We start from the raw sequence: 26,530 nt of genomic DNA on the forward strand, positions 1-26,530 counted from the left end.
TATGTCCGATTGGCCACCAAAACCTGAAAATCAAATACAAAATACGCAACAACCAGTTCAACCGACTGGTCCGGAATGGAAACTGCTGGAAAAAGCAGTTTTAGCTTCTGTTGAAGAACAGCGCCGTGCACGCCGTTGGGGAATTTTCTTTAAATTTCTGACTTTTGCTTATCTGCTTGTTGTCATTTTGGCATTAGGCAAAAGCTGTAGTTCAGTTTCTTCAGATGCTAGCGCTGCTGCGGGTTCGCATATCGCAGTCGTGGATATTGTGGGTACGATTGCAGCCGACAAGCAAAGTGTGAATAGTAACAATACGATTAAATCACTGAAAAAAGCCTTTGAAAATAAACAAAGTAAAGCGGTAGTAATGAATATTAACTCGCCGGGTGGTTCACCAGTGCAGTCTGATGAGATCTGGCAGGAAATCCAGTATCTGAAAAAGCAGCATCCTCAGAAAAAACTCTATGCTGTAATTGGTGATACCGGTGCTTCAGGGGCCTATTATATTGCCTCTGCTGCGGATGAAATTATTGTCAATCCTTCCAGTTTAGTCGGTTCTATCGGTGTGATCATGCCGAATTATGGTGTGACTAATTTGCTGCAAAAGCTTGGGGTTGAAGACCGCACCATGACTTCAGGTGAAAATAAAGCCCTGCTGTCGATGACTCAACCAGTCGATCCTGCACAAAAAGCCCATGTACAAGGTGTTCTGGATAATGTGCATGGTCATTTTATTAATGCCGTAAAACAGGGGCGTGGCAATAAATTGAAATCCAATGATCCTGCGATTTTCTCTGGTTTATTCTGGACGGGGGATCAGGCAGTGAAATTAGGGATTGCGGATCGTATCGGTAGCTTAAATACCTTGAAACGTGAATTGAAAACTGAAAAAGCGTTCAATTACACCATTGAATATAGTCCATTTGAATCAGTCTTGGGCCGTATGGGATCATCCATTGGGGATGGAATTGCTTCTTCGGTTGCACAGAAGCTTCAGTCAGAAAACAGTACGACACTGCAATGAAACCACTGATTCATTTCGCGCACGCCAATGGCGTGCCATCCAAAGTCTATCAAAAGCTGTTTGATGGATTGCAAGATGATTACGATATTATCTATGTGCCGCTTTTAGGGCCGGATAAGCGTTATCCGGTTGATAACCATTGGAAAAGCCTGACCCAGCAAGTGATTGACAGTATTGTGCGTCAGTCACATGGGCGACCCGTGATTGGTCTGGGCCATTCTTTGGGATCCGTGTTAACTCTGCAGGCGGCTTTACAGCGCCCGGAACTGTTTTCACAAATGATCATGCTGGACCCGCCCATGATTATGGGCAAAGAAGCCTTTGCCTTACATATTGCAAAGACTTTGCGCTTAAAAGCATTGGATAAAATGTCTCCGGCCGGTCTGTCCAAACGCCGTCGTGACCATTGGGATTCACGTGAACAAGCCGCTGAATTGCTGCGCCCTAAAGGTTTTTATCAGGATTTTGATGCAGATTGCTTCCAAGCTTATATTGACCATGCCTTGCAGGATGATCCCATCCGGGGTGGGGTAGAACTCACTATTCCTAAAATGGATGAGGTCGCAGTCTTTAGAACCAATCCGTCACTATGGTGGTTGCCTCAGGCAAAACCCAAAATTCCTGTGCATTTAGTTGTGGCTAAGAAAGGTCCATTTCTGGCCCGCAAGTTCCCGCAGCAAGTGCAAAAGAAGTTTGGTATTCCTTTTACCGTAGTCGATGGCGGGCATATGTTCCCATTGGAACAACCCGATCAAGTCGCGAGCTTGGTCAAACAGCTGATTCAGCAACAGTCTGCTTGAATTATTGAATGTATTGGAAATAAAAAAACGCATCCGAGGATGCGTTTTTTTAATATCTAAATTTTTTTAGAACTTGCAGAATTGAACAGGTTCTTGCATTTTCTCGTTTCGATATAGCACACCGTCTTCAGTGTATTGAATCGCACCGCTACAAATCCATTCTACGACTTGTGGATAGATCACATGCTCGAGGCTATGCACACGTGTTGCCAAACTGTCTACCGTATCATGATGAGAAACCTTGAGAACACCTTGGGCAAGCGCTTGGCCTGCATCCAGTTCAGCCGTAACATAATGCACCGTACAACCGTGCAGAACATCACCGGTATTGAGTACACGCTGATGCGTATGCATGCCTTTATAATAAGGCAACAGGGAAGGGTGAATATTTAACATTTTTCCTTCCCAGGCTTTCACAAATTTTTCACTTAAAATTCGCATAAAGCCGGCAAGTACCACCAGATCCACATCCCAGTCCAAAAGCTGTTGATGCATCACATCATCAAAAGCCTCTCGGTTTGGATATTGCTTGTGTTCAATAACTGCAGTCTGAATGCCTGCGTGCTGTGCACGCGTTAAAGCAAAGGCTTCAGGCTTGTTGGAAATCACGCCCACAATTTGCCCCGAAAGATTGGCATCAATCAAGGCTTGCAGATTTGATCCGCTACCTGAAACAAGTACAGCAATTTTAATCATGCGAAATTACGCGAAGATCACACGAATTTTTTCGTCTGCACCTGCAACCGATTCAGCATTGTCTTGAATCTGACCCATTGCCCATGCTTTTTCGCCAAGCTGGTTAAGTAATTCAACAGTTTTGTCTGCATCTGCTGCATCAACCACAACGACCATGCCGACACCACAGTTGAAAGTACGGTACATTTCAAACTGTTCTACACCACCTTCGCGTTGTAGAAGTTTGAATAGCTCAGGCCATTCCCAAGAAGATTCATTCACAAGCGCTTGAGCGCCGTTTGGAAGTACGCGAGGCAAGTTACCTGGTAAACCACCACCGGTGATGTGTGCCATCGCATGCACATCAACGTGTTTTAACAGTTCAAGAATTGGTTTGACATAAATACGTGTTGGTTCCATTGCAGCATCTGCAAGTGGGCGACCATCCACGATTTGATTCAGGTCAACGTTTTTCACGTCCAGGATTTTACGAAGCAGTGAGTAGCCGTTTGAGTGCGCACCTGAAGAAGCTACACCAATTAAAACGTCACCCGCTTTGACTTTAGAGCCATCAATAATTTTGCTTTGCTCAACAACACCGACACAGAAACCTGCAAGATCGTAATCTTCGCCTTCATACATGCCTGGCATTTCAGCAGTTTCACCGCCAACTAATGCACAGCCAGCAAGTTCACAACCAGCGCCAATACCAGTGACTACATTTGCAGCAACATCAACATTTAAGTGACCAGTTGCATAATAATCAAGGAAGAACAGTGGCTCAGCACCACAGACAAGAAGGTCATTCACGCACATTGCAACCAGGTCTTGACCAATTGTGTCATGACGGTTCAAATTCAGTGCCAGACGTAATTTTGTACCAACACCATCTGTGCCAGATACGAGAACAGGTTCTTCATAACCTTTAGGAATTTTACAAAGTGCACCAAAGCCACCTAGACCGCCCATAACTTCGGGACGTGAGGTACGCTTAGCGACAGATTTGATACGATCGACTAACGCGTCGCCCGCCTCAATGTCGACACCTGCATCTTTGTAGCTTAAACCAGTGTTTGGGGTAGAAGTTGAGTTGCTCATAATGAAGTCTCCGCATTCGCGGGTGCGATTATAACCTGAATATGTAAAACTCTTATGGTATTTGTGGCCTAAAATGCTATCTTTATTAAAATATTTTAATTTTTAGAATGATTAATAGAGAAAAGGCAAGATTCTATGGTCGATCGTACTTTACGGCGCATTCTTATACTTGCTGGTATAGCATTGATACTTTGGGTTTTATATCTGCTTAAACCAGTTGTAGTTCCTTTTGTTGCAGCTTTTCTAATTGCTTATTTATTTAGCCCCTTGGTTAATGTTTTGCACCGCATTGGGCTGGCTCGATGGCTCTCGATCAGTATCGTATTTATCGGGATTGGGGTCGTGGTCACCTTGGTGATGTGGTATCTGGTGCCACTGGTCTGGCAGCAGCTGATGTATGCGCGTGATAGCATTCCGGCCGGGATTCACTGGATCAATTACACGTTTCTACCTTGGCTTTCCGATAGCTTTAATCTGGTCCCGATGGAGATTGATACCGATCAGATTTCCTCCGTGGTGATGGACTATGTCCAGACCAATTATAGTGCTGACAGTATTCAGGCAATGCTGCTGAAACTGGCACAATCTGGTCTGAATTTTATCCAGATTGGTGGCACGATTGTCCTGATTCCGATTATTGCCTTTTATTTCTTGCTGGATTGGGATCGTATGCTGGACAGCTTACGCCGCCTGATTCCCCGTCCTTATGAAAAAACAACCTTAACTATTGTGAGTGAATGTCATAGTGTTTTAGGTGCCTTTGTCAAAGGTCAGTTCCTGGTCATGGTTCTGCTAGGCGTAGTCTATGCAGTGGGACTGCAACTGATTGGCCTAGAGATTGGCTTGATCATCGGGATGATTGCCGGATTGTGCAGTATCATTCCGTATCTTGGTTTTGCGGTTGGAATTATTGCCGCAGTCATTGCAACCTTTTTCCAATTTGGAATCGACTGGTGGCAACTGGTATTGGTCGGGATTGTCTTTATGGTGGGGCAGGCAGTCGAAGGTTATATTCTGCAACCGTTCTTGCTAGGTGATAAAATCGGTCTTTCTCCTGTAGCGGTAGTGTTTGCAGTTCTGGCGGGTGCACAACTGGCCGGATTTCTAGGCATGCTGATTGCCTTGCCGGTGGCTGCCGTGATTGTAGTACTACTGCGGCATATCCGTGAGTATTATGAACATACGCCATTTTATGGCGATCGGGCAGTTGTCATGCAAGATGCATCTACCGGTTCAATCAATATTGAAACAGCAGACTTGGATGTTGATATTGAAATGAAAAAGCCACAGAAAAAACCGCTGCAAGCAGAGGAGAACTCAAGTAAAATTTATGATCCTCATCGTAAAGACTCATAAGGCCAAAAAATCGTATGCGTCAATTGCAGTTAGATATAGAACCTCAGCTCGATGCCCGAATCAGTGATTTTTCAGGGCCGGGTTGGGGGCATGTCATTGATGCTATCCGGCAATTACATGCAGGCCTGATCAACCGATTTTATATCTATGGGGGAGCCGGTACAGGTAAAAGTCATTTGTTGTCTGCCATCTGTGATTCTTATCTGGAAGTGGGTAAATCTGCAATTCAGGTATCTTTGCTTGAACTTTTAGATGCGCCGACTGAGGCGATTACCTCTCTGGATCGTTTTGATCTGGTAGCACTCGATGATATCGAAGCGATTAGTGGCGTACCTCATTGGCAACGCGCCGTCTTTCACTTGATTAATTATAATAATGAAGGTGGTGGGCAGTTGGTGTTCTCGTCACGTTTTGCACCTATCGAACTCAAACTTGAATTGCCAGATTTACAATCCCGTCTTACGCAGGCGGTCAGTACCCGTGTTCCGAGTGGCAGTCTGTATGCTGATCGCTATGCGCTGGTTTCCTCGGTACTTGATCGTCGTGGGATCCATTTAGACCGTCAAATCTTTGACTATTTACTAAGCCATGGGCCGCATCAAACTTCAGTACTGCTTCAAAGATTAGAGCAGATTATTCAACTGCTTAAAGGGGAAAAGCTGAAAGTTAGCAATGCTAATCTGCGGCAGATATATGCCTTGATTGACGAATATCGGTAAATCATAAAAATTCTTGAGTAATTACTCAGTCTATGACACAGTAAGGCAAAATAATTCGCTGTTGCAAGGATTCTGCAACTTTAGAAGAAAAAGAAAGAAATAAAAATTAAGGAGAAGGTTATGCTCAAGAAGAGCATAGGCATAGCTTTGCTATGTATAGCGGGGCAGTCGTATAGTGCAGATATTATTGTAACCACTACAGAAGATATTGAAAAAGATGACAAGGAATGTTCACTTCGAGAAGCTGTTGAGTATGTTAACCGTGGCTTAGCTAAATCAGGTTTTATGGGGTGTGGTGGGGAGAACTCATCCAGTACCATTATTTTAAAAGAAAAAAATACCTATGTGTTGAACCAGCATATTGCGATTAAAAAATCTCTTACCATCCGTGCGGTCGCAGAAAGTGATGGTGAATTCAGTACGGATGAAAAAGCATTAGGTTTGCATAATGCTCATATTCAAATGAAAGGTATCGATAATCTTTTCCGGATCAACAGTACAGATACATTGGTTCAGTTAAATTTGAAAGAACTGGATCTTGAAGGCTGTGGTAAAACCAGTTGTGCTGAACAAGGTGGCCTAATTTATAATAAAGGTCAGCTAATTCTAGAATATAACCGTCTATTTAATGCTGCTGCCAACTTGGGTGGGGCAATTTATAATGCTGGCAAGTTTGGACAGAACTTAACAAGCCGTGCACAAATTAAAAATAGTCTGATCGAAAATAATAAAGCCCAACGAGGCGGGATCCTGTATAGCGAGCTACCTGCTTTCCTCATTTATCAAAGTGTACTTAAAAATAACCAGACACTGGATAATTCAGCGACCAATATTTATAGCGCGGGACAGTTTGCTGACTCCAGTAAAGATCAAGGTATTAGTGGGGAAATATTAAGTAGTACGATACTAAAAAATAAGGGTGTACTCATTAATGTCCTGGACGGGGTGGGATTGAATAATCTCACCATGGTTGATAATGAAAATACTGCTTTACGTATCTATGCGCCGTATGGCAGAGCTTATGTAGCGAATAGTATTATTTTAAGAAATGGTACACAGGATTGCCAAATTATCACTGGTGACAAGTCTGTGTCGCAAAATAATCTGCTGACAGCCTCGTGTGGTGTAGGGGATTCCGTCGCACCGAACCAGTTCTGGAGTGGTACACGACTTTTTGCTGAATCCTCAGATAAAAGTGAAGGTGCTTGTCAGACCCTAGAAGAAAATAATAATGCCATACTTTGTCCATACAGCGTTCCTAAAGGACAATTTCTCGGTTATATGCGCCCACGAATTTTGTTGAACTATATCCTTGTGAGTGAATCACCGATTGTGAATAGAGGCACAGGATTGAGTTTAGCAAATCCAACGGTAGCATGTGAAGCGGCAGATCAGCGCGGGATCAACCGTTTGATGGATAATCTGTTTTGTGATCGAGGTGCTGTTGAAATCACGATACCAATCTCAGGCAGTCTGGTGGGACAAGATCTGTTAAAGGGTGAAATTGCCAAGTTTTCAATTGAATCTTATCTGGGAGATAGTGATTTAATTCCAAAAGAACAGTGTAATGCCATTGTTGGTCAGAATCCGACGGGGGAGCCTTGGCAAGATGGCTGTTTGAAAGTGGTACAAACCAAAACAGCTTCCAAGGGTAAAACAATCATCGATATTCATGGCAATGTCGTTTATACCCCGGATTCTACCTGGCATGGAGCAGATATTTTCGAACTACAAGTGGTGACCTCATCGACACGGTTTAATAAAAGTAAACCTTATTTGACTATTACTACTCAAATTGTTCAGGAGCCAAAAAATGAAATGGAAGACAAAGCAGTCAAAACTTCAGGCGGCTCATGGGGTGGTGGTGGGCTACTGATTTTACTCGGATTAATAGGTTTACGCCGTGGATTAAAAGATTAAGGAAAAATCATGAAAAATTATAAAAAAGGACTGCTTGCGGCCATGATTTTATCTGCCATGAGTTTGATGGCAGCCGAAGATAAAACGATATATGTAACTACTTTTGCTGATGAGGATGGCGAGAATAATAATGCCTGTTCTTTGCGAGAAGCCATTAAAACTGCAAAACTGGATAAATCTTATGGCGGATGTAATGTAGGACGTACGCTTCGATTGGATGGTTCAGCTGCAGATGTGATTCAGCTTGAAGCAGGCGAGTACAAATTAGATAAAGAGCTGATCGTAGAGTCAGCGCTCAAAATTTATGGGAAAACTCCGCTTAACTATGCTAGTCGTAGTCCGATTACGCTGTTATATCCAACCCGGGAGGCTTTAAAAAGTACTATTTCAGGCCAGGGGAAAACCAGATTATTTAATAGTATGGCCAGCCAATCCAGTCTGGAAATTCATCATCTGATCTTAAAGGATGGCTATGCAGCAATAAATACCTTGGATAAAGGTAATGGCGGTACTTTTTATGTAGCAGGGCCTTTAAGTATTAATACCAGTGAAATAGTAAATTCCCGAGCAGCTGCAGAAGGTGGTGCGATTTATAGTGTAGCAATGAATACGGAAAGGAATATTGTCATTCAGGATTCTTTGATTCAAAAAAATCAGGCGAGTTCATATGGTAGTGTTTTGGCAATGGACTGTCAGGGAAATTTAGGTACAACTCAAACCAATGTGAAAATTAATTCCAGTAGTATTGTTAAAAACGGTTCAGACACTACTAACAGTATTATTGATTTTTGTGGCTATGCCACAGTAGAAATTGTTAACTCTACTATTGCGAAGAATACTGCAAGTACCACAGGACATATTGTGCGTATGACGAATGAAGTTAATCGTCCGCTCAGTAAATTCTCCAGTTTAACTGCATTAAGTAATACTATTGTTGAAAATACAGCTCAATCTACTTTATTTTATGACAATACCGGTTTTAGGTATTTTAATTTCAATGTTTTAGCCTTTAACCAAGGCCTGTCTTGTGAATATGCCTTAAATCAGGGAAATCCGACCAGGGCACAACGTGTTGAATTTTCTACAATTCGAAATGCAATTCAAACGACTGGGCCATCACGTTGCGTATTGCCAGAATTAGACGAAGATACTACTTCAAATAATCTTGATGTCTCTAACAATATAATCAGCAGTTTATTAACAAATTATATTGAGCCTGCTATTGATAATCGCTATTTAGGGCTGTATTACCCGCGTGATAATCAGACCGCAACGGATTTGGTAGATATCGGGGTGAGTGGCTGTATTGAACAAGACCAGCGTGGTATTGATCGTGTGATTGGATCCACATTAACATTTGATCCAAGTGCAAAAAATACTTGCGAGATCGGCTCAGTTGAAATCCGACGTTTGACTGCAGCCGATATTACAGACTTACAAAATAAGAGTTTGGTAGAACTCAATGACTTTTATCAGGAGAATATAGATGATCTCGAAGAAATCATTGCTGATAAAAATACTCCAGAAAATGAGCTTCCTGGTTTAAAGGAAGAATTGAAAAGTTATCAGGATTTGCTCAAATATACCAAGCAATATCAGAAATATCGTGCAATCTATATTAATCCTTTTATCTTGGCTATGCCTCAAGAAACTCTAACCAATGATAAGATTCAAATTAAAGCCTTAAATTCACAAAATTATGAGGTCAGTGTAAAAACTTTAGGTGTTGGTAAGTTAGTTGGTACAGGCAATTCGACCACTGTGGAAGGAAATCCAAATGATCCAAATCTTAAATGTGAGTGGAAACCTGATTTAAACCGGATCATGATGTATCGCACTGATGGTAAGCAGACCAGTTCGGTTGATATGGAGTTCTGTAGTTATACCCTTAAAGACCGGGCTACAGGTGCGAGCAGTGCTGGCCTCTTAAGAGCAGCTTTTAACAACATTGCACCGATTGCAAAAGATGATGAATATCGGCTTAATCCAGAGAATAATCTTACAGTTACGGTAAATCCGCTTGAAAATGATAGTGATGATGGGGATGGGCCTCTACCATCAGGAAAGTCGGCTTTTTATCAAGATAAAGATGGAAAAGAGATCCCGATTCATATTGTTAAGCTGCCTGCGGGAGTTTCACTGAAGGCAGAGCGACAAGGAGCATGTCCTGATACCTATCAAAATCAGACCTGTTATGGTGGACAGCTGACATTTAGTGTAAAAAATAATTTAAGCCAGGCAAATTACAGCATGGATTATGCGATTTTTGATGCTGATGAAAAAATGTCAGAAAAAGCGACAATCTTGTTACGTAATACAGTTAAAAATACGAATACGTCCTCAAGTGGTGGTGGGGCAATTGGAATGTGGGGGCTACTAGGATTATTAGGGCTTGCAGGTTATCGACGCTTAAGAAAATAAAATATGATTGAAACATCAAAAAAGCCTCCATATGGAGGCTTTTTTATATTAAGTGTTTAATGCGAGTTAGGCTGCTGAGTCACTTGCTGATATTTGAGAATGTATTCTTCGCGAATGGCAAGGCGTTGCTCAGGAGACGCTTTTTGCATACGTGCGCCCAGTTCTTTGCGTTCTTGACTGCTCATCATTTGCCAAGTCTCACGCATTCTCTGTTTTTCCGCATCAGGGAGTTGGGTAAACCAGTCCATGCGCTGCTGCAAGCTGACACGTTGTTGTTCGGGGATTTCTTTTAGAGATTGGTAACGTTTAATCAGTGCCAATTGTTCAGAATCAGAAAGACTATCCCAAGTATCAGTTACTTGGGTATTCGCATCTTTGGAAAATAGCCAAAAACGTTCAAATCCTGCAAAGCTGGTTTGCAGAAAACTGAATGCACAAAAAGCAATCGCCAATTTTTTAGCTGCCATGTGGAACTTTGTCCTCACCTAAAACCATTAACATTTCTAAATCTTCAAGCATTTGCGGAGACAGTTTTGGGACTGACACCATTTGAGTTTGCGGCTCGTTATGGTCCGAAAGATTTGGTAATACCACAATGCCTGCAATCGCAGCTGCCAAAGCAAAACCTGACATTTTTAGAAATGCAAAGCGTGAATGTTTTGAATCCTGAATTTCTTCAAGAACATGGTGCATGACAACAGGTTTGTCTTTATGTTGTTGTGCCAGTCCATCAAGTTTGGAAGTTACTTGTTTTAAGAAATCATCTTGATTCATTCGGATGACCCTCCCAGATATGGATTTAAATGTGCTAAAGAGGCGCGTAAACCTTGGATAGCACGGTGGTAATGGGTTTTTACACTGCCTTCTGTGCAGTTCATAATCTGTGCGGTGGTATGCGTATCAAATCCTTCCCAAGCTCTTAGCATAAATGCCTGCTGCTGACGCACAGGCAATTTTGCAATCGCTTCTTGGATTTCTTCAGCAGTGACTGCCTGATCGAGAAAGTCCAGTGGCGTTGGTGTTGATTCATCGACGACATCATCAAATTCAATTTCGTCGTCATCAAGACTGACTTTTTTGAAAAATGAAAACATTTGACCACGCCGTGACTCTTTACGGCGCCAGTCCTGTAACTTGTTGTTGAGAATGGTATAAAACAGGGGATACCATTCTTCAGTGCTTTTTTCTGCATAGGATTTGTGTAAGGAAATGAAAGCTTCCTGAACCAGATCCATGGCAATACCATGATGACCTTGAGTCGCACTTTCCATCATCACCAAAGCACGCCCAGTCACATCCTGCATAAAATTCTTCAGACGTGCTTCAGCCGTACTCTTCAGAATACTTACATCGTGTGTTTGTAACTGTTTTGGTGCTAAATCCATAGAGATGGAAAATCCTGTCATTGGACACCCACCATTATTCCCAAGTTCATGATCATATAACGTTGGGAATAATGGTTTGGTTGACAATTAAGTTTATTATTTTTGTAGTTTAATCTATTTTATACACGGGCAGGGTCGTATTAAAACACTGTAACCTAAATCCTTAATTAGATACGTTGACGTACCATTTCAAAGAAACAGATCGAACCTGCAATTGCGACATTCAGTGATTCCTGACCGCCAGGTTGCGGAATGCTCACGGCTTCAGCATGTTGCATCGCATAATCAGACACGCCTTGGCCTTCATTACCCAGAATCCACACGCAAGGTTTACGTAAGTCTTTTGAATACAGGCTTTCAGCACGGTGTGAGCTGGTTACATAGACAGGGATTTGAAATTGCTCAAGAATTTGTTCAAGCGCGATATTTTCAAAGGTTTGCAGTGTGAAATGTGCACCCATACCGGCACGTAATACGCGTGGAGACCAGAGCGAGGCAGAACCTTTGGTACACACAATCTGTTCAATACCGGCAGCAGCAGCCGAGCGAAGCAGGGTGCCTACATTACCCGGATCCTGTACATTTTCCAGAATCAAAGTGTCTGCTTTAAAATCCAATGCATAATTTGCTGTTGGTAAAGTTACCACAGCTAAACACGCTAAAGATGTTCCTAAGGTACTTAAATCTTTGTATAAAGATTCGCTCAGAACAAAGACCATACCTGTGTATTTTGCGAGAATTTTCTCGAAATCAGGATGTGAAAGTGCATGTTCTGTAGTGAAAATCGAATCAATTTTACGGTTTTCATGTAGCCAGGCGAGAGACAGATGCGTGCCTTCTAAAACCGTTTGACCTTGTTTTTTACGATAGGTATTTTGTTCGATTAAACCACGTAAGTGTTTAATCTTTGGATTGTCTTTTGAATCAAGAAAAAAAGTTGGCATGGGAGATATAATCCACGGCAGCCGATTCAATATCGACTGCTGCTATAAAAATTAGTTGTGGTAGCTGGTCACAAGATCAACTTCGTTTTTAGAACCAATGATCACTGGCACACGTTGATGTAGATCTGTCGGTTCGATCTCAAGAATACGCACACGACCTGTAGTCGATGCACCGCCAGCCTGTTCCATGAGCATGCTCATTGGGTTGGCTTCGTACATTAAACGTAGACGGCCTGCTTTAGCCGGATCTTTAAGGTCGTATGGATACATGAAGATACCGCTACGGCAAAGAATACGGTGAATGTCGCCCACCATACAGGCAACCCAACGCATATTGAAGTCTTTTTCACGAGGACCGGTTTTGCCTGCTAACAATTCATCGATATAACGCTGTACTGGTGCTTCCCAATGACGTTGATTCGACGCATTGATCGCATATTCTTTAGTATCTGCAGCTACCTGAATTGCTTCAGAAGTCAGTAGGAATTCTTGAGTCTCAGGGTCATAGGTAAAGAACACTACGCCTGCGCCGACGGTCAATGCCAACATGGTCGATGGACCATAAAGCACATAACCTGCAGCTACCTGATGAACACCGGCTTGCATAAAGTCTTCTGCCTGAGTCACGGCATTTTTTGCAGGAAGAATCGAAAAAATGGTACCAACACACATATTGATGTCGATATTGCTTGAACCGTCTAATGGATCGAACAATACCAGAAATTGACCATTTTCTTGTGCAGGGGTGAATTCATCCAGTTCTTCTGAGGCCAAACCACCCACATTTGGATGTTGCTGCAAGGCATCAATCAAATAGTCATTAGAAATGACATCCAGCTTCTTTTGCTCTTCGCCTTGAACGTTTTCATGCTGTGCACTTCCCAATACACCCGCTAAAGCACCTTTTTGCAGTAATTGATCAATGTCTTTGCAAGTGTTTGCAATCGTTTCAATAACTTGCGCAAGTTCAGGTGTGAGATTCCCGCTTTGTTGTTGTAAAAACTGGGATAAAGTGCGGTATGACATAGGGGAAACTCCAAAACTTAAATCGGGAAAAAATGATCAAAACGATATGCGGCTATATTTTAGATGAGAACGTACTAAAAGAAAAATTAAACTGGATTATTTGTATCGATTTTGCCCTTGCAACTCCTGCGGAAAGTGCTATGTTGAAGACAAAGGAAAATTGAGAATAGGAGCACAGATATGACAACATTGAAGTTTGATGCGACTCCAACGCCAAGCGAAGGCATTACTTTAGATGATATCTCTGAAGACAAGATGAAAGAAGCCTGGCGGGATTATGAAGCAAAACCAGAGTACAAACAATTCAATAAACATGACCTGATCGAATCGATGCATCCGGCTGAACAAGATCAGCTTCCAAAGTAGACCGATTCTTTCATTGAAGCCAATAAAAAGCACTCATGATTGAGTGCTTTTTATTTGATGAAACCATCATGAATGAAAATTATTTCAACAATGGTGGTACCGCTTCATAATTAATTTCTACACGGCGGTTTTCTTTCCATGCATTTTCGTCATGGCCCGCATTGATTGGCATTTCCTTGCCATAGCTGACTGCTTCTAGTTGACCAGGATTAACACCAGTCGTCACCAGGAAGCTTTCTACTGCTTTGGCACGACGCTCGCCAAGTGCCATGTTGTATTCACGGGTACCGCGTTCATCGGTATGGCCGGTGAGTGCTACACGTGAATTGGCATTGGCCATCAGGAACTGCGCATGGGCTTGCAGCGTATTTAGATCTTCATTGCTGAGTTCAGTACTGTCATAGTCAAAATGCACCACGCGTTTTGCCAAAAATGCTTTATTTTCTGCAGTAACACCTTTTGCAGAAGCGCCTGCCATATTTTGTGCATTCAGTGCTGCATCTTCACTCAGGCCTTGAGTATTCACAGTTGTTGTACCAGTCGTATCTAAACCGCCCGTTTGAACTTCAGCGGCAGGCTTACGGCTCGCACAACCTGTCATGACAACAGCTGCTGCTAAAAGTGGCAAGGCAAATAATTTTACTTTGTTCATCTTCATCTCCATGAAGTTTGATTATGGGGTAAAGGGTTTATCAATATAAAAATCTTATTTTGGCGCCCAAGCCGGTTCACGGACTTCACCCGTTTCACTTGGTAAATTCATACGGAAGCGGCCATCCAGCGACATGATCGACAAGAGTCCGCGTGCACCTTCACGGGTGGCATAGACCACCATCTGGCCATTTGGTGAGAAGCTCGGCGATTCGTCCAGCGTCGTTGGCGTCAGAATATTGTTCACACCGGAGGTCATGTCCTGAACCGCAACTCGATAGTTACTGCCGCTTGGACGATGAACTAATGCAAGTTTTTTACCATCTGCGCTCAGCGTGCCGCGCGCGTTGAATGCACCACGGAAGGTCAGGCGTTTATTGCTACTTGATTCAAGATCATGGCGGTAAATTTGCGGAGAACCACCACGGTCAGAAGTGAAAATAAAAGATTTTCCATCTGGCGAATAACGTGCTTCAGTATCAATGGCACTGTCATTGGTCATACGTTGTAGCTTACGCGTTTCCAGATTCATCTGGTAGATTTCCGGATTGCCGTGCATAGAAGCAGTAAACAGCATGCTCTTGCCATCTGGAGAGAAGCTCGGCGCGCCATTCAAACCGCGGAAGCTGGCCAGTTTTTCACGCTGTCCGGTCGCCAGATCCTGTACATAAATCGCCGGGCGTTTGGTTTCAAAGGACACATAAGCGATTTTTTTGGCATCTGGTGTCCATGCCGGAGAAAGGATCGGATCACGCGAGGTTAAAATGGTTTTTGGCTGTTCGCCATCGGTGTCGGCAATCTGCAAGGTATAGCGTTGTTCCGGCGTAGCAGGATTACGCAGCACATAGGCAATACGTCCGCTAAAGTCACCTGGAATGCCGGTCAATGCCTGATAGATGGCATCACTGATCATATGCGCTGCCTGACGGGTGCGTGAGGCTGGAACAGTCAGCAATTCATTTAATAGATATTGTTTTTTTTCGACATCATAAAGCTGATACTGGATTTCAAAAGAACCATCGGCTGTGGTCTTGGATGAACCAGTGACCACATAGGGAACACCAGCCGATGCCCAAGCTTCTGCATTCGGATTATTCAATGTCGCTGTTGTAGGCAGGTTTTTTGAAGCACTGGTAAAGCGGCCAGAACGATTCAGGTCATTTTCCACAATAGGATAAATGCTCTGATCCTGACTGAAAGGTACAACGGCAATTTTAGGTGCTGCCTCAGGTGCCTTGGTAATTTCCAGATGCAATTGGGCATAGGACTGGGTTGCCAATACAGGGCTTAAAGCGCTAATGATTGCGAGGCAGAGTAGATGTTTGCGAGTCTTTTCCATCATTCGTTATTTACTCAAATCAACGGATTTATTGTATAGGTGCTTGGGCTACATCATCGCATGGATTTAATAGAATAAAACCATGAATTTATGACCAAACTGTTATGACACTGTGAAAAGTGAATATTATTTAATCAATTTAAAGTGAAGTTTAGCTTAAAAAATAAAAGCCATCACAACATTATTTATGTGATGGCTCCGTTTTTTATTGCGCAGTAAAGGTTGAAGTAAAGCTTCGCGCTTCACGGCGTGCATCTGGATCGGAAGGCATTGGATAAGGTGCAGCAGCACGAACTGCAGCTTCTACACTGGCTTTCATATCGGGATCACTTGCACTTACCACTACAGAAATGACAGAACCACTATCACTTAGCGTGACGCGAGCGTTGGCAGTTTTACCAGATGAACCCACTGGTGTATTCCAAGCCTGTTTAACTTTATTAGTAAAATCGCGCTTCGCAGTGGATGCAATCCGTTTTGATTCCGCTTTTTTCTGTGCAGCTTCTTCAGCAGCCTGTTTAGCGGCTGAAGCTTTGGCATCTGCATCAGCTCTGGCTTTTGCTTCGGCATCTGCTTTGCGCTTGGCGTCTGCATCCGCTTTGGCCTTAGCGTCGGCATCTGCCTTGCGTTTGGCATCAGCGTCGGCTTTAGCAGCCGCATCGGCTTTAGCTTTCGCATCAGCATCCGCTTTGCGTTTCGCCTCTGCATCATTTTTAGCCTTGGCTGCCGCGTCTGCTTTGGCTTTTGCTGCTGCATCCGCTTTAGCTTTCGCATCAGCATCTGCTTTACGTTTCGCCGCTGCATCATTATTGGCTTTTGCTGCCGCATCTGCCTTTGCTTTAGCAGCAGCTTCAGCCTTACGTTTGGCATCAGCCTCTGCTTTGGCTTTTGTTGCAGCATCCGCTTTTTGCTTAGCAGCTAAGTCGGCTTTTTTCTGTGCTTCCAGTTTGGCTTTTTGTGCAGCATCGGCTTTGCGCTGTGCATTCAGTTCAGCTTGGCGTGCAGCTTCGGCTTCCGCCTTGGATTTTTGCGCTGCATCCGCTTTGGCTTTTGCCGCTGCCTGTTTCGCCTGTTCAGCTGCTTCGGCACGTTTCGCTGCTTCAGCTGCTTGTTGCGCAGCCTTGGCTTGTGCTGCCTCTGCCGCTTTTAGTTCCTGCTGGGCTTTTTGTGTATCGACTTTAGGAGCAGGCGGAGTCACAGGTACAGCAGGGGCTGCTGTCGGAATCACAGGAGCAGGTTCTATACTGGGTTCAGCAGTCTGGGTAATTTCTTCTGCGACATTTTCATGTGCAGTTTCCTCAAATTCGGTTTCTTCGCGAGTCACCGGTTTAAGGTCTTCTGGCTTGATCAGAACGGTTTTGATCTGTTTTGGCGGTTCAGGGGGTTTACTCATGCCCAGATAAAGTAAGCCCACCAAAGCCACTGCATGGATGCCTAAGGTGAATCCAAGTGCGATGGCTTTTTTCTGAAATGGTGGCTTTTTATAGTCTTTCATACTTTATTCTAATGGCTTGGTCAGTAAACCGACTTGAGAAAGGCCAGCATCTTGCAGGCTGGACATCAAGGCCATGACATCGCCATATGGACGGGTATTATGGCCATTGATCACGACATTGAGCACCTTGTTGTCATTTTGTGCCTGGGTTTGGGCATCAACCAGCGTACGCGTTAATTCTTCCAGTGTGACCGGGCCAGTCGCCTGATTTTTATATTCTAGATAATATGAACCATCTTCTTTAAGCGTGACAATCCTCGGGGTATCCTTGGAATCGATCGGCAATCCATTGGCCTGAGGCAAGTCAACCTTGATACCGCTGGTAATCATCGGAGCGGTGACCATAAAGATCACCAGAAGTACCAGCATGACATCGATATATGGCACCACATTCATGTCACTTTTCAGTGGCTTTTTAATACGCTGAAAGCGTCCTGAACCTTGAATTGCCATTAGTCTTTGTCCTGAGTTACGCCTACAGACTGACGTTGCAATAGCGCTACCATTTCTTCGGCAAACAGCGCACGGTCAGAGTAGACCGTTTCACCTTTGGCCGTAAAATGGTTGAAAGCCAATACCGCTGGAATAGCTGCGAACAGACCGATCGCCGTTGCAATCAAGGCTTCGGCAATACCGGGTGCGACTGTTGCTAGCGTTACCTGATCGACATCGGCTAGGCCAATAAAGGCATTCATAATGCCCCAGACTGTACCGAATAGACCGACATAAGGCGCGACCGAGCCGATACTGGCCAAAGCGCCCAGACCTTGTTCCAGATGACCTTGGTCACGGCTTAAACCGACACGCAGAATACGCTCTGTTCCTTCAATCGACTGGGCAGTCGGCGCATGGCGTTTTTTTAGTTTCAGGAACTCGCCCAGACCCTGATAGAAAATATCTTCAAGGCCAGTGCGTTTAGAATTGAGTTGTGCATTGTTATACAGAGTATTCAGCTCAGCACCAGACCAGAAGATTTTCTGAAAATGTTCATCATCGGCCTGGGCTTTTTTATAACTCATATAGAGCCTGGCAATCAGATACCAGCTATATATTGAGGCTAACAGGAGAGAAAGCATCACCAGTTGTACGACAGGGCTTGCTTGTAAAATAAGATCTGAAACTTGAAGAGATGATTCTAACTGAGTCGCCATAGTTGTTACGTGTGCCAATAAATTTTTTTAGTCTTGTTCCAATTCTTTTTGAATTAGTTCGCGGATTTCATCCGGGAGTCGACGTGGTCGCATCTCTGCACTGATACATGCCAACTCAACCTCACCTGATGCAAGCATGATTTCACCACGATAAATATTTTGTTGCAATACAAATGATGAAGCTTTACATGAAATGACACGTGCCGTAACAGTAATTAAATCATCCATCAGGATCGGACGCATATATTTGACATTAATTTTATGCACCACAAAATTGTAGTCTGTCTGATGCCAGTAATGGCTCACTCCAGCGGCACGTAACCATTCGGTACGGGTACGTTCCATATAGCGAATATGATTGGCGTGATAGACAATGCCACCCGCATCAGTATCTTCAATATAAACGCGGATATTGAATTCAAAGTGATTCGCCATAGTTTTGTTCCATGCAGATTTTCGAAATTTTTGCTTGTTTTTAGATGCAGGAGAGGGATTAGAATTTGCCGGATTCCTGCCAAAAGTCAAGCAATTTAGCGGTTCAAAGTTTAGCATTGTGAGTTTTGAGACCAATGGCACAAGGTGTCAAATCTGGAGAGAAGTCGCCAAGATGAAGTACTGATCGCTTAACAGCTCATTTATAAAACAGCAGCAGATACTAAAATGCGCGAGTCCTTGGAGCCGCGCATTTTTAGTAATAGAAGATTAGCCTTTATTTTTCTGTTTCCAGTTGGCCTGAACCTGCTCAGCTACTTTTGGATAGTCCAGAATAAAACGGACATGGCTTTCGACCCCGGTTTTCAAGGTCGCATCATCGACAATGAAATTCGGGTTATGGTTCGGTGCAGCTTTTGCCGGATCTTGATCTGCTGGCGTGGCACCGACAAATACGAAGAGCGATGGCATGAGCTGGCCATAGTAAGCAAAGTCTTCACTGGCGCTGGCATTGTTGTCTAAAACATGCAATTTATCTTCACCATGCACGCTCACCAAGGTTGGACGCATTAATTCAGTCAAGGTTTTATCATTGGTGGTTACCGGGGCATAAGGTGCAATTTCGACTTTCACCTTGACGTCATTGGCTGCGGCATTGTGTTCCAGCATTTTTGGCAAGTCTTTTAAAATACCCTGACGTACATCTTCACTATTGGAACGGATAGTGCCGACCATATTGACCTGATCTGGAATGACGTTACCGGTGGTGCCGCCCTGAATACTCCCAATACTCACCACACCCATTCCTTTGGTCAGGTCGGCTTTACGGCTGATCAGACTTTGTAAATTGGTCACCATCTGGGCAGAAGCATAGATCGGGTCTTTACCTGCCCAAGGCATGGAACCATGTACCTGACTGCCATTGACCTGAATACGTAAATGATCGGCACTATTTAAAATCGCACCATCTTTATAGAAGATATTGCCGCTTGGCATGCCTGCCATGACATGCATCCCGAAAATCACTTCAGGTTTTGGATTGTTCAAGGCACCGTCGGCAATCATTTTACGTGAGCCAATCTGATCGCCATGAGTGAAATTGTCGATATCTGCACCGCCTTCTTCAGCCGGCTGGAATACGAATACCACTGTCCCCGCAATTTTATCTTTATTGGCGGCCAGAACTTTGGCTGCACCCAACAACATCGCAGTATGTGCATCATGTCCACAGGCATGCATCACATAAGATTCTTTGCCTTGATAAATCGCTTTTTGCTTGCTGGCGAAAGGCGCGGGTGTAGTTTCTTTAATTGGCAATGCATCCATATCTGCGCGTAAGGCCATTACAGGGCCGGGTTTTGCACCTTTTAATACACCGATTACACCAGTTTTGGCATAGCCTTTACGTACTTCAATGCCGTAGGATTTTAATTCTTTTTGGACCAGTTCCGAGGTTTTAAATTCCATGTTGCCCAGTTCAGGATGCTGGTGGATATGCTGGCGTAATTTGATGGTGTGTGCTTCAGCAGCTTGTACAGAATCATCAATCCAGTCGGCCAGGCTGAGCTGGCTACAGAAAAGAAGAGGGAGACAAAGGGATATCTGCTTATACATATTCATACTTCAGGAGAACCTTAAGAATTTTAAATGGTTAAAGAGATTCTTTAGGATGGCATACTGATCTAATTTCGACCAAAACTCTCTAAGTATTTTTTGATACCTTAAAGGTATTCTGAGTGTTAATATCTGTTCTCAAAGAGCTTTATTTGTTCTTTTACATTGTAAAAGTATGTATCTAAATTGATTTTTTATATTTATAAGGTATGAAAATTATAAAAATTTCAGGCTAAAAAGGGATAAAAACGATTACCTCTATATCAATAATCTGAATGAAGTGAAGATTTTTTAAACCTCTTAAACTTATTTTGGCACTTAGATTGCATTCACTCTTCCGTAATATTTTTTATGACGGAAATTGAACACATGTTAAAACCTTTGGCTTTATCTCTGGCAGTGGCTTCAAGCTTAAGTTTTATTTCGACAAGCCTATGGGCTGAAGACTTTAAAATACTGAAACAGCTGGAAAATAAACCCACATTACTCAAAAGTGGTGAATATAAAGGTCATTATTATGTGCCGAGTACCTTGAATACGATTACGTGGGGTTATCTGCCAAATAAAGATGCAAAACCTGTTTTAACTGTCCCTTCAGGTAGCACAGTTACTTTCGATACAGTTTCGCATGAAGGGCTACTAGAAGATCAGGGCCGTAATGCAGAGAAATATTTCACATCAAAAGGTGTCAAGCCTGAGCATGTATTGGACGAAGCCAAGCTGATCACGAATTCCAAATTGAAACATGATTTCCATAAAGATGGACCACACATTATTACCGGGCCTGTCTATGTAGAAGGGGCAATGCCGGGCGATATTCTAAAGGTGGAGATTTTAAAAGTTGAACCGCGTGTACCTTATGGCGTGATTTCAAACCGTCATGGCAAAGGCACCTTACCCGAATTCCCGAAACGTCAGAAACATGAGCATGCATCTCCAGCCAATCCTGATGCTTATGGCAACGTGTCCATTTTTACCCCAATTGAGAAAAATGCGGATGGTGTATGGGAAGGCGTTTTAAAAACTGAATCTGGTAAAGCGATTCGTTTCCCGCTGAATCCGTTTATGGGCACGATGGGCGTTGCACCAAATACCAGTGAGCCTGTGCACTCTGTGCCACCATCATTTTATGGCGGGAATATCGACATCAATGAATTAGGAGCAGGGGCTACGGCCTATTATCCTGTACAGGTGCCAGGTGCTTTGTTCTATACAGGTGATAGTCACTTTGTACAAGGTGATGGTGAGGTGGCTTTAACTGCCTTGGAAGGTTCGGCACGTGCGACTTTAAAATTCACTTTACTTAAATCTGGCAAGGATAAAATTCCAGGTGCAGAGATTAAACAGCCGCTGGCTGAAAATGCTGAATTCTGGATTACGCCGGGTCTGGATGAAGACTTAGATGAAGCCATGCGTAAATCCACCCGTGAAGCGATCCGTTTTCTGGTCAATGAATATGGCATTTCTGAAGAAATTGCCTATGCCTACTTAAGTGCTGCGACTGACTTTGAAGTGTCACAAGTGGTCGATCGAACCAAAGGTATTCATGCCATGATTCGTAAAGCGGATTTTAAGGAGTTTAAGAAAGAAGAGAAGTAATTTTTTTTATTTAGTTTTTTATTTTGTGCTTTTGCCAACTGATTCAGGCATGGTCAGTTGGCTTTTTCTTTTGTGATACTTTGAAAATGTTTAGAATGTTGATAATAAAAATTCATTTAAGTTAAAAGGGGTGGGTGTGGCAGAGCAGAATAATAATGAAGTGATGATTCAGCTTCCGTGGACAGTGCCACAACAACCAAATATACAAACGATCGTATTGCAACAACCTGCTAAAACACACATGGAGTTGAATGCTTCGACAGATAAAACAGCCATTTCCTCTTTTGCACTTTCAGTAGTGATTGCTCTGATTTTCGGTGCATTGGCAACGTGGCTTGCTTATTGGTATGGACGTAAGAGTTTTGAGTTAACTAAACAAGGCTTTAATTTAACATTAGAGCAAATAGGAAAGTCAGTAGAGCAAACACTGAATTCTAATAGAGAACTTTATCAAAGTCAGAAAGACTTGCAATTAATGCAGATTAAGTCTACACATCGACAGGATTGGATAAATAATATTAGAGAGCTATTTAGTGAAATTTTAATTGTAAGAACAAAAATGAATATAGTAATAGCAAATGATTTCTCTGTTCAAAGTAAGGAGGCATTAATAGATTATTTAGTGGAATTTAGAAAACTTACTCATAAAGTTACCTTATATTTAAATCCTTTGGAGGAATCATCGGAAATCATATTATCAGATATGAGAAAAATCGACTCTCTAGTTACTAAGTGCTTTAATAAAGATATTATCGATAATGAGTTGGATGAATTAAGCAAAATACTTATTTCTAAAACTCTTGTACAAAACATTCAAAAACTATTAAAAAAAGAATGGGAAAGAGTTAAAAAGGGAGAATAAATCTCCCTTATGAATTACTTCTCTTTCGGCTCAGGTGGGGTCATCCCAAACTGCAAATACGCCATATTAGTCGCAATACGACCACGTGCAGTACGCATCACATAACCTTGCTGAATCAGATATGGCTCAATGACATCTTCCAACGTGCCTGAATCTTCCGCCATGGCTGCTGCGAGTGCTTCAACACCGGCAGGACCACCATCAAAACGCTCAAGAAGCATAGATAAATAACGGCGGTCGAGTGTGTCTAAACCATCTTTATCGACTTTGAGCATATCCAAAGCACGTTGGGCCATATCCTGATTGATCTCACCCGTCCCTTTGACCTGTGCATAGTCACGGACACGACGCAATAAACGGTTGGCAATACGCGGTGTACCTCGTGAGCGACGGGCAATTTCTTTTGCGCCATCTCCCGTCATAGGTACATCCATCAAATTGGCTGAACGTTTGACAATATGGGTTAAATCTTCAACCGAATAAAACTCTAAACGTTGCACGATTCCGAAACGGTCACGCAGCGGAGAGGTGAGTAGACCTGCACGTGTGGTTGCTGCAACAAGCGTAAATGGCGGTAAATCCAGTTTAATCGAGCGCGCAGCCGGGCCTTCACCAATCATGATGTCGAGCTGATAATCTTCCATTGCCGGATACAGGATTTCTTCAATCACGGGTGAAAGACGGTGAATCTCGTCAATAAACAGGACATCACCTTCTTCCAGATTGGTTAGCATCGCGGCTAAGTCGCCGGCACGTTCCAGAACCGGACCAGAAGTTGACTTAAGATTGCCACCCATTTCTCGGGCAATAATATTGGCCAACGTTGTTTTACCCAGACCTGGCGGGCCAAAAATCAGGGTGTGATCAAGGGCTTCTTCACGGCCACGGGCTGCGCCAATGAAAATTTCCATCTGCTCACGAACCACCGGCTGACCGATGTAGTCATCGAGGGAAGTCGGGCGAATGGCACGATCGAAGTGATCTTCGGGTTTTTCAGAACCACTGATGAGACGGTCTTGCATCTTTTGAGTTAATCTCTATGGTTTATTTGAGGTGAATAAAGTCATAGCCTCAAAATGCTCTTGGAATTTCTATGCCATTGAGTCGGCATGCTCTTACTTTTGACTGGGCAAAAGTAACAAAACCCATTTGTTAAACTGATGCTACTTCCTGATAGCACAGTTTAACAGGCGACATCCATGTCGCCAGGTAGATTCTGATACTGGCATAAATTTTATATTCAATATCTGATTGCTATTATTTATTCATCGACTTTAATGCCGCGCGAATGATATCACTGGCTTCAGTAAATTCACCTTTGGCAGCATTCACCAGTTTTTGTGCTTCAGCAGGTTTATAGCCCAAGGACTGTAATGCAGCTTCCGCTTCAGCCACGGCTGAATTGCCCATAAACTGAATTTGTGGTGCAGTTGAATTACTTGGCGCAGCACCTGAAGCCATGGCTTTAAAGCGGTCACGTAATTCAATTATCAGGCGTTCAGCAGTCTTTTTACCCACCCCCGGAACTTTGACCAGAGTGTTGATATCTTCATGTTCAACGGTGTGGATCAGCATTTCCACACTTAAAGTGGAAAGAATACCAAGCGCCATTTTCGGACCAACGCCGTTCACCTTTAATAAGGTACGGAAAATGGTTTTTTCCTGCGCATTGATAAAGCCATAAAGTAACTGGGCATCTTCACGAACAGCCAGATGGGTCCACAGAGTAATTTTCTGACCTTTTTGCAACTGGCAGAAAGTGGTTAAAGGGGTATCAATCTCATAACCTACGCCGTTCACATTTAATAAAACAGTCGGTGCTTCCAGCGCCAGCACTTCCCCAATCAGGCATCCAATCATTTTTTATACATACTCAAATTTAATACAGGCATAGTAGTCAGCATTTTTGATAAAGGCAAAACTCTATCATTCAAATCCAGTGATTTTGCTGAGATTATCATCAGGCGCTTGTTCGTGTTAGAGTAACCCGGCTTTATTGCCATGCAGTTCCTGCGCCAGATTATAAGCCTGATGATCCGAGAACTTGGAGACAATATCTAGCACCTGCATAATGTTGTCATAATGATCAGCGCTAAACTGCGCACCCGAGCGTTTTAAAATGGCCATTAAACGCTGTTCCTTAAAGCTCAATGTTTTGTGCGGTGTGGTCAGTGGAATAAAGGCATCCAGAATCGTTTGTAAACTTTGATGCGCGATAATTTCCAGACCGGCTTTTTGCGGATGTTCGAAGATCTTTTCTCGCGCCAGTTCTTTGGCCCGGTTAATGCCAATTTCAATGTCGGCACTACAATAACCCAGCAATGAGCCTTGCAATTGGCCCATCAAAATTTTCTGCTGATGTCGGGCAAAGGCCGTGGTGACTTCATCTACCAGACGTTTCATGACCCGCCCACGCAGCGCGGCAATTTTTTGTTGCCAGGTGGTATAAGGCATATTGATTTCTTCAGGCGCGCCATATTCACCCAGCAAGTTCAGAAAGACTGGTTCAACTTCCGCGTAGCTGAGCATATTCAGGCTGATACCATCTTCCAGATCAATCAGGGCATAGCAGATATCATCCGCAGCTTCTAAAAGATAGGTCAGCGGATGACGACAATAATGATATTCACCGAGCTGAATCAAACCCAACTGTTCAGCAATTTCCTGCAAAATCTCTTTTTCAGACTGGTAACAACCAAATTTTGGACGTCGACTGGCCGGGGTGTTACCAGTCGGGTCAATGGCCTCAGAGAGCCACGGGTATTTAAGATAGGCACCGAGTGTGGCATAGGTCAGGCGCATGCCGCCATCATAAGGATGATAATCGATCTTGGTCAGCAGGCGCAGGCCTTGGGCATTGCCTTCAAACTGGCGGACATCGGCTTCCTGTTCAGGACTTAAATCTTTTAAAAAGTCGGTATGAGAAGCATCGTCAAACCATTCCCGAATGGCGTATTCACCGGCATGACCAAAAGGCGGGTTGCCAATATCATGTGCCAGACAGGCAGCCTGAATGATGGCACCGACATCAGCCGGAGAAATCCAGGCAGGTAAATTATCTTTGATTTTCTCTGCAGCCAGCATACCGAGTGAACGGCCAATACAGGAGACTTCTAGCGAATGGGTCAAACGGGTATGAATACCATCATGCTGGGTCAGTGGATGGACTTGGGTTTTGCGGTTTAACTGCCGGAAGCTTTGCGAAAAAATAATACGGTCATAATCTTTATGAAACGGGCTGCGTGCCAGTTCAGTGCTCTGCTTTTTACTACCAATCCGAACTGTCGAAAGCAGTTCTAACCAACGCATTTGAGTCATTTATCATTATTCAGTGATCCACTATTTGCATCATGCCAAAAAACTAGCTCCTGCACTAGGGCAGTGCGACATGAATTGTCATGCTGCCTATTGTTATTTTAGTCAGCTGGAAAAGACTGAGAATTAAAAATCGAAATCATCAAATGAACAATAAAAAGCAGGCTCAATGGCCTGCTTTTTGTTTAGGATGAAGAATCAAATTAGCTCTTCACCATTTTTCTTGGCCTGTTGTGTGTCTTTATAGACATTCAGGCAAATCGTGAACAAGACCAGGCTTGCCACCAATGGCCAAAAAAGTACATATAGGGTCAATAATTGACTTGTCATCTGAAATC

27 protein-coding genes are annotated in these 26,530 nt (G+C 43.3%); 9 read left to right on the forward strand and 18 right to left on the reverse strand.

Annotated elements, in window-relative coordinates; all coding sequences use genetic code 11:
- Nucleotide 1: 1 nt before the first annotated feature.
- Nucleotides 2-1,024, forward strand: a complete 1,023-nt coding sequence (gene sppA, locus NI466_RS01005) for a signal peptide peptidase SppA (protein WP_004645690.1) — start codon at nucleotides 2-4, stop codon at nucleotides 1,022-1,024.
- Entirely contained in the window at nucleotides 1,021-1,824 is an 804-nt protein-coding gene (locus NI466_RS01010; protein ID WP_253172434.1) for an alpha/beta fold hydrolase, read from the forward strand. Before sppA ends, NI466_RS01010 begins: the two co-directional genes overlap by 4 nt.
- Before the next feature lie 66 nt (nucleotides 1,825-1,890).
- On the opposite strand, the gene purN is transcribed toward NI466_RS01010, so the two are convergent.
- Both purN and purM read right to left on the reverse strand, forming a co-directional pair.
- Entirely contained in the window at nucleotides 1,891-2,520 is a 630-nt protein-coding gene (purN, locus tag NI466_RS01015; protein WP_253172435.1) for a phosphoribosylglycinamide formyltransferase, read from the reverse strand.
- 6 nt (nucleotides 2,521-2,526) lie between these two features.
- Nucleotides 2,527-3,597: a phosphoribosylformylglycinamidine cyclo-ligase gene (purM, locus tag NI466_RS01020; protein ID WP_253172436.1), complete on the reverse strand. Its 1,071-nt coding sequence runs from the start codon at nucleotides 3,595-3,597 to the stop codon at nucleotides 2,527-2,529.
- A 135-nt stretch (nucleotides 3,598-3,732) separates the two neighbouring features.
- Between purM and cxpE the strand changes: the two genes are divergently transcribed.
- The 4 genes from cxpE (at nucleotide 3,733) to NI466_RS01040 (ending at nucleotide 10,013) form a co-directional block, all read left to right on the forward strand.
- Complete coding sequence (gene cxpE, locus NI466_RS01025; protein ID WP_253172437.1) at nucleotides 3,733-4,953, forward strand: chloramphenicol efflux transporter CxpE; 1,221 nt, start codon at nucleotides 3,733-3,735, stop codon at nucleotides 4,951-4,953.
- A gap of 14 nt (nucleotides 4,954-4,967) precedes the next feature.
- Nucleotides 4,968-5,672: a DnaA regulatory inactivator Hda gene (hda, locus tag NI466_RS01030; protein WP_253172438.1), complete on the forward strand. Its 705-nt coding sequence runs from the start codon at nucleotides 4,968-4,970 to the stop codon at nucleotides 5,670-5,672.
- Between the two features lie 120 nt (nucleotides 5,673-5,792).
- The gene (gene rbtA / locus NI466_RS01035; RefSeq protein WP_253172439.1) at nucleotides 5,793-7,592 is read left to right on the forward strand and encodes a rhombotarget A; all 1,800 of its coding nucleotides are present in this window, start codon (nucleotides 5,793-5,795) and stop codon (nucleotides 7,590-7,592) included.
- A gap of 9 nt (nucleotides 7,593-7,601) precedes the next feature.
- Nucleotides 7,602-10,013, forward strand: coding sequence for a CSLREA domain-containing protein (locus NI466_RS01040; RefSeq protein WP_253172440.1), 2,412 nt, complete (start codon nucleotides 7,602-7,604; stop codon nucleotides 10,011-10,013).
- A 56-nt stretch (nucleotides 10,014-10,069) separates the two neighbouring features.
- Here NI466_RS01040 and NI466_RS01045 read toward each other — a convergent pair whose 3' ends face one another.
- From NI466_RS01045 to NI466_RS01065, 5 genes are all read right to left on the reverse strand, one after another.
- Nucleotides 10,070-10,480: a DUF3106 domain-containing protein gene (locus NI466_RS01045; RefSeq protein WP_005103857.1), complete on the reverse strand. Its 411-nt coding sequence runs from the start codon at nucleotides 10,478-10,480 to the stop codon at nucleotides 10,070-10,072.
- The gene (locus NI466_RS01050) at nucleotides 10,470-10,787 is read right to left on the reverse strand and encodes a hypothetical protein (RefSeq protein WP_004279120.1); all 318 of its coding nucleotides are present in this window, start codon (nucleotides 10,785-10,787) and stop codon (nucleotides 10,470-10,472) included. Before NI466_RS01050 ends, NI466_RS01045 begins: the two co-directional genes overlap by 11 nt.
- Nucleotides 10,784-11,398 (reverse strand): RNA polymerase sigma factor, encoded by a 615-nt coding sequence (locus NI466_RS01055; protein WP_004645678.1) that lies wholly within the window; start codon nucleotides 11,396-11,398, stop codon nucleotides 10,784-10,786. The genes NI466_RS01050 and NI466_RS01055 overlap by 4 nt, the downstream gene beginning before the upstream one ends.
- 167 nt (nucleotides 11,399-11,565) lie before the next feature.
- Nucleotides 11,566-12,342 (reverse strand): TrmH family RNA methyltransferase, encoded by a 777-nt coding sequence (locus tag NI466_RS01060; protein WP_004279118.1) that lies wholly within the window; start codon nucleotides 12,340-12,342, stop codon nucleotides 11,566-11,568.
- Between the two features lie 51 nt (nucleotides 12,343-12,393).
- Nucleotides 12,394-13,368 (reverse strand): class 1 fructose-bisphosphatase, encoded by a 975-nt coding sequence (locus NI466_RS01065; RefSeq protein WP_044112048.1) that lies wholly within the window; start codon nucleotides 13,366-13,368, stop codon nucleotides 12,394-12,396.
- Between the two features lie 180 nt (nucleotides 13,369-13,548).
- Here NI466_RS01065 and NI466_RS01070 point away from each other — a divergent pair, with 180 nt between their 5' ends.
- Nucleotides 13,549-13,734, forward strand: a complete 186-nt coding sequence (locus tag NI466_RS01070) for an NF038105 family protein (protein ID WP_004645674.1) — start codon at nucleotides 13,549-13,551, stop codon at nucleotides 13,732-13,734.
- Nucleotides 13,735-13,813: 79 nt separating this feature from the next.
- Here the strand turns inward: NI466_RS01070 and pal are convergent, their stop codons facing one another.
- From pal to NI466_RS01105, 7 genes are all read right to left on the reverse strand, one after another.
- On the reverse strand, nucleotides 13,814-14,386 hold the full coding sequence (gene pal / locus NI466_RS01075) for a peptidoglycan-associated lipoprotein Pal (RefSeq protein ID WP_004279115.1): 573 nt from the start codon (nucleotides 14,384-14,386) through the stop codon (nucleotides 13,814-13,816).
- Nucleotides 14,387-14,440: 54 nt separating this feature from the next.
- Nucleotides 14,441-15,724: a Tol-Pal system beta propeller repeat protein TolB gene (gene tolB / locus NI466_RS01080; RefSeq protein WP_253172486.1), complete on the reverse strand. Its 1,284-nt coding sequence runs from the start codon at nucleotides 15,722-15,724 to the stop codon at nucleotides 14,441-14,443.
- Between the two features lie 205 nt (nucleotides 15,725-15,929).
- Entirely contained in the window at nucleotides 15,930-17,219 is a 1,290-nt protein-coding gene (gene tolA / locus NI466_RS01085) for a cell envelope integrity protein TolA (protein ID WP_253172441.1), read from the reverse strand.
- 3 nt (nucleotides 17,220-17,222) lie between these two features.
- The gene (tolR, locus tag NI466_RS01090; protein ID WP_253172442.1) at nucleotides 17,223-17,672 is read right to left on the reverse strand and encodes a protein TolR; all 450 of its coding nucleotides are present in this window, start codon (nucleotides 17,670-17,672) and stop codon (nucleotides 17,223-17,225) included.
- Nucleotides 17,672-18,370 (reverse strand): protein TolQ, encoded by a 699-nt coding sequence (tolQ, locus tag NI466_RS01095; protein ID WP_004645669.1) that lies wholly within the window; start codon nucleotides 18,368-18,370, stop codon nucleotides 17,672-17,674. The genes tolR and tolQ overlap by 1 nt, the downstream gene beginning before the upstream one ends.
- A 27-nt stretch (nucleotides 18,371-18,397) precedes the next feature.
- Nucleotides 18,398-18,805, reverse strand: a complete 408-nt coding sequence (gene ybgC / locus NI466_RS01100) for a tol-pal system-associated acyl-CoA thioesterase (RefSeq protein ID WP_004645668.1) — start codon at nucleotides 18,803-18,805, stop codon at nucleotides 18,398-18,400.
- A 267-nt stretch (nucleotides 18,806-19,072) separates the two neighbouring features.
- Nucleotides 19,073-20,416, reverse strand: a complete 1,344-nt coding sequence (locus NI466_RS01105; RefSeq protein ID WP_253172443.1) for an amidohydrolase — start codon at nucleotides 20,414-20,416, stop codon at nucleotides 19,073-19,075.
- A 369-nt stretch (nucleotides 20,417-20,785) separates the two neighbouring features.
- Between NI466_RS01105 and NI466_RS01110 the strand changes: the two genes are divergently transcribed.
- Entirely contained in the window at nucleotides 20,786-22,015 is a 1,230-nt protein-coding gene (locus NI466_RS01110; protein WP_005106407.1) for an acetamidase/formamidase family protein, read from the forward strand.
- A 136-nt stretch (nucleotides 22,016-22,151) separates the two neighbouring features.
- Nucleotides 22,152-22,877 carry a hypothetical protein gene (locus NI466_RS01115; protein ID WP_253172444.1) on the forward strand — a complete coding sequence of 242 codons (726 nt, stop codon included), beginning with the start codon at nucleotides 22,152-22,154 and terminating at the stop codon, nucleotides 22,875-22,877.
- 14 nt (nucleotides 22,878-22,891) lie between these two features.
- Here NI466_RS01115 and ruvB read toward each other — a convergent pair whose 3' ends face one another.
- The 4 genes from ruvB to NI466_RS01135 all read right to left on the reverse strand — a co-directional run bounded on the left by ruvB (nucleotide 22,892) and on the right by NI466_RS01135 (nucleotide 26,522).
- Entirely contained in the window at nucleotides 22,892-23,899 is a 1,008-nt protein-coding gene (gene ruvB, locus NI466_RS01120; protein ID WP_004279105.1) for a Holliday junction branch migration DNA helicase RuvB, read from the reverse strand.
- A 235-nt stretch (nucleotides 23,900-24,134) separates the two neighbouring features.
- A complete protein-coding gene (ruvA, locus tag NI466_RS01125) occupies nucleotides 24,135-24,737 on the reverse strand; it encodes a Holliday junction branch migration protein RuvA (protein WP_153566680.1) in 603 nt (200 codons plus the stop codon).
- Between the two features lie 117 nt (nucleotides 24,738-24,854).
- Nucleotides 24,855-26,195, reverse strand: coding sequence for a deoxyguanosinetriphosphate triphosphohydrolase (locus NI466_RS01130; RefSeq protein WP_153566678.1), 1,341 nt, complete (start codon nucleotides 26,193-26,195; stop codon nucleotides 24,855-24,857).
- A gap of 195 nt (nucleotides 26,196-26,390) precedes the next feature.
- Nucleotides 26,391-26,522 (reverse strand): putative transporter small subunit, encoded by a 132-nt coding sequence (locus NI466_RS01135; RefSeq protein ID WP_004645659.1) that lies wholly within the window; start codon nucleotides 26,520-26,522, stop codon nucleotides 26,391-26,393.
- Nucleotides 26,523-26,530 lie beyond the last annotated feature (8 nt).

It is taken from the genome of Acinetobacter lwoffii (assembly GCF_024129595.1).
In the GTDB taxonomy this organism is placed as follows: domain Bacteria; phylum Pseudomonadota; class Gammaproteobacteria; order Pseudomonadales; family Moraxellaceae; genus Acinetobacter; species Acinetobacter lwoffii_O.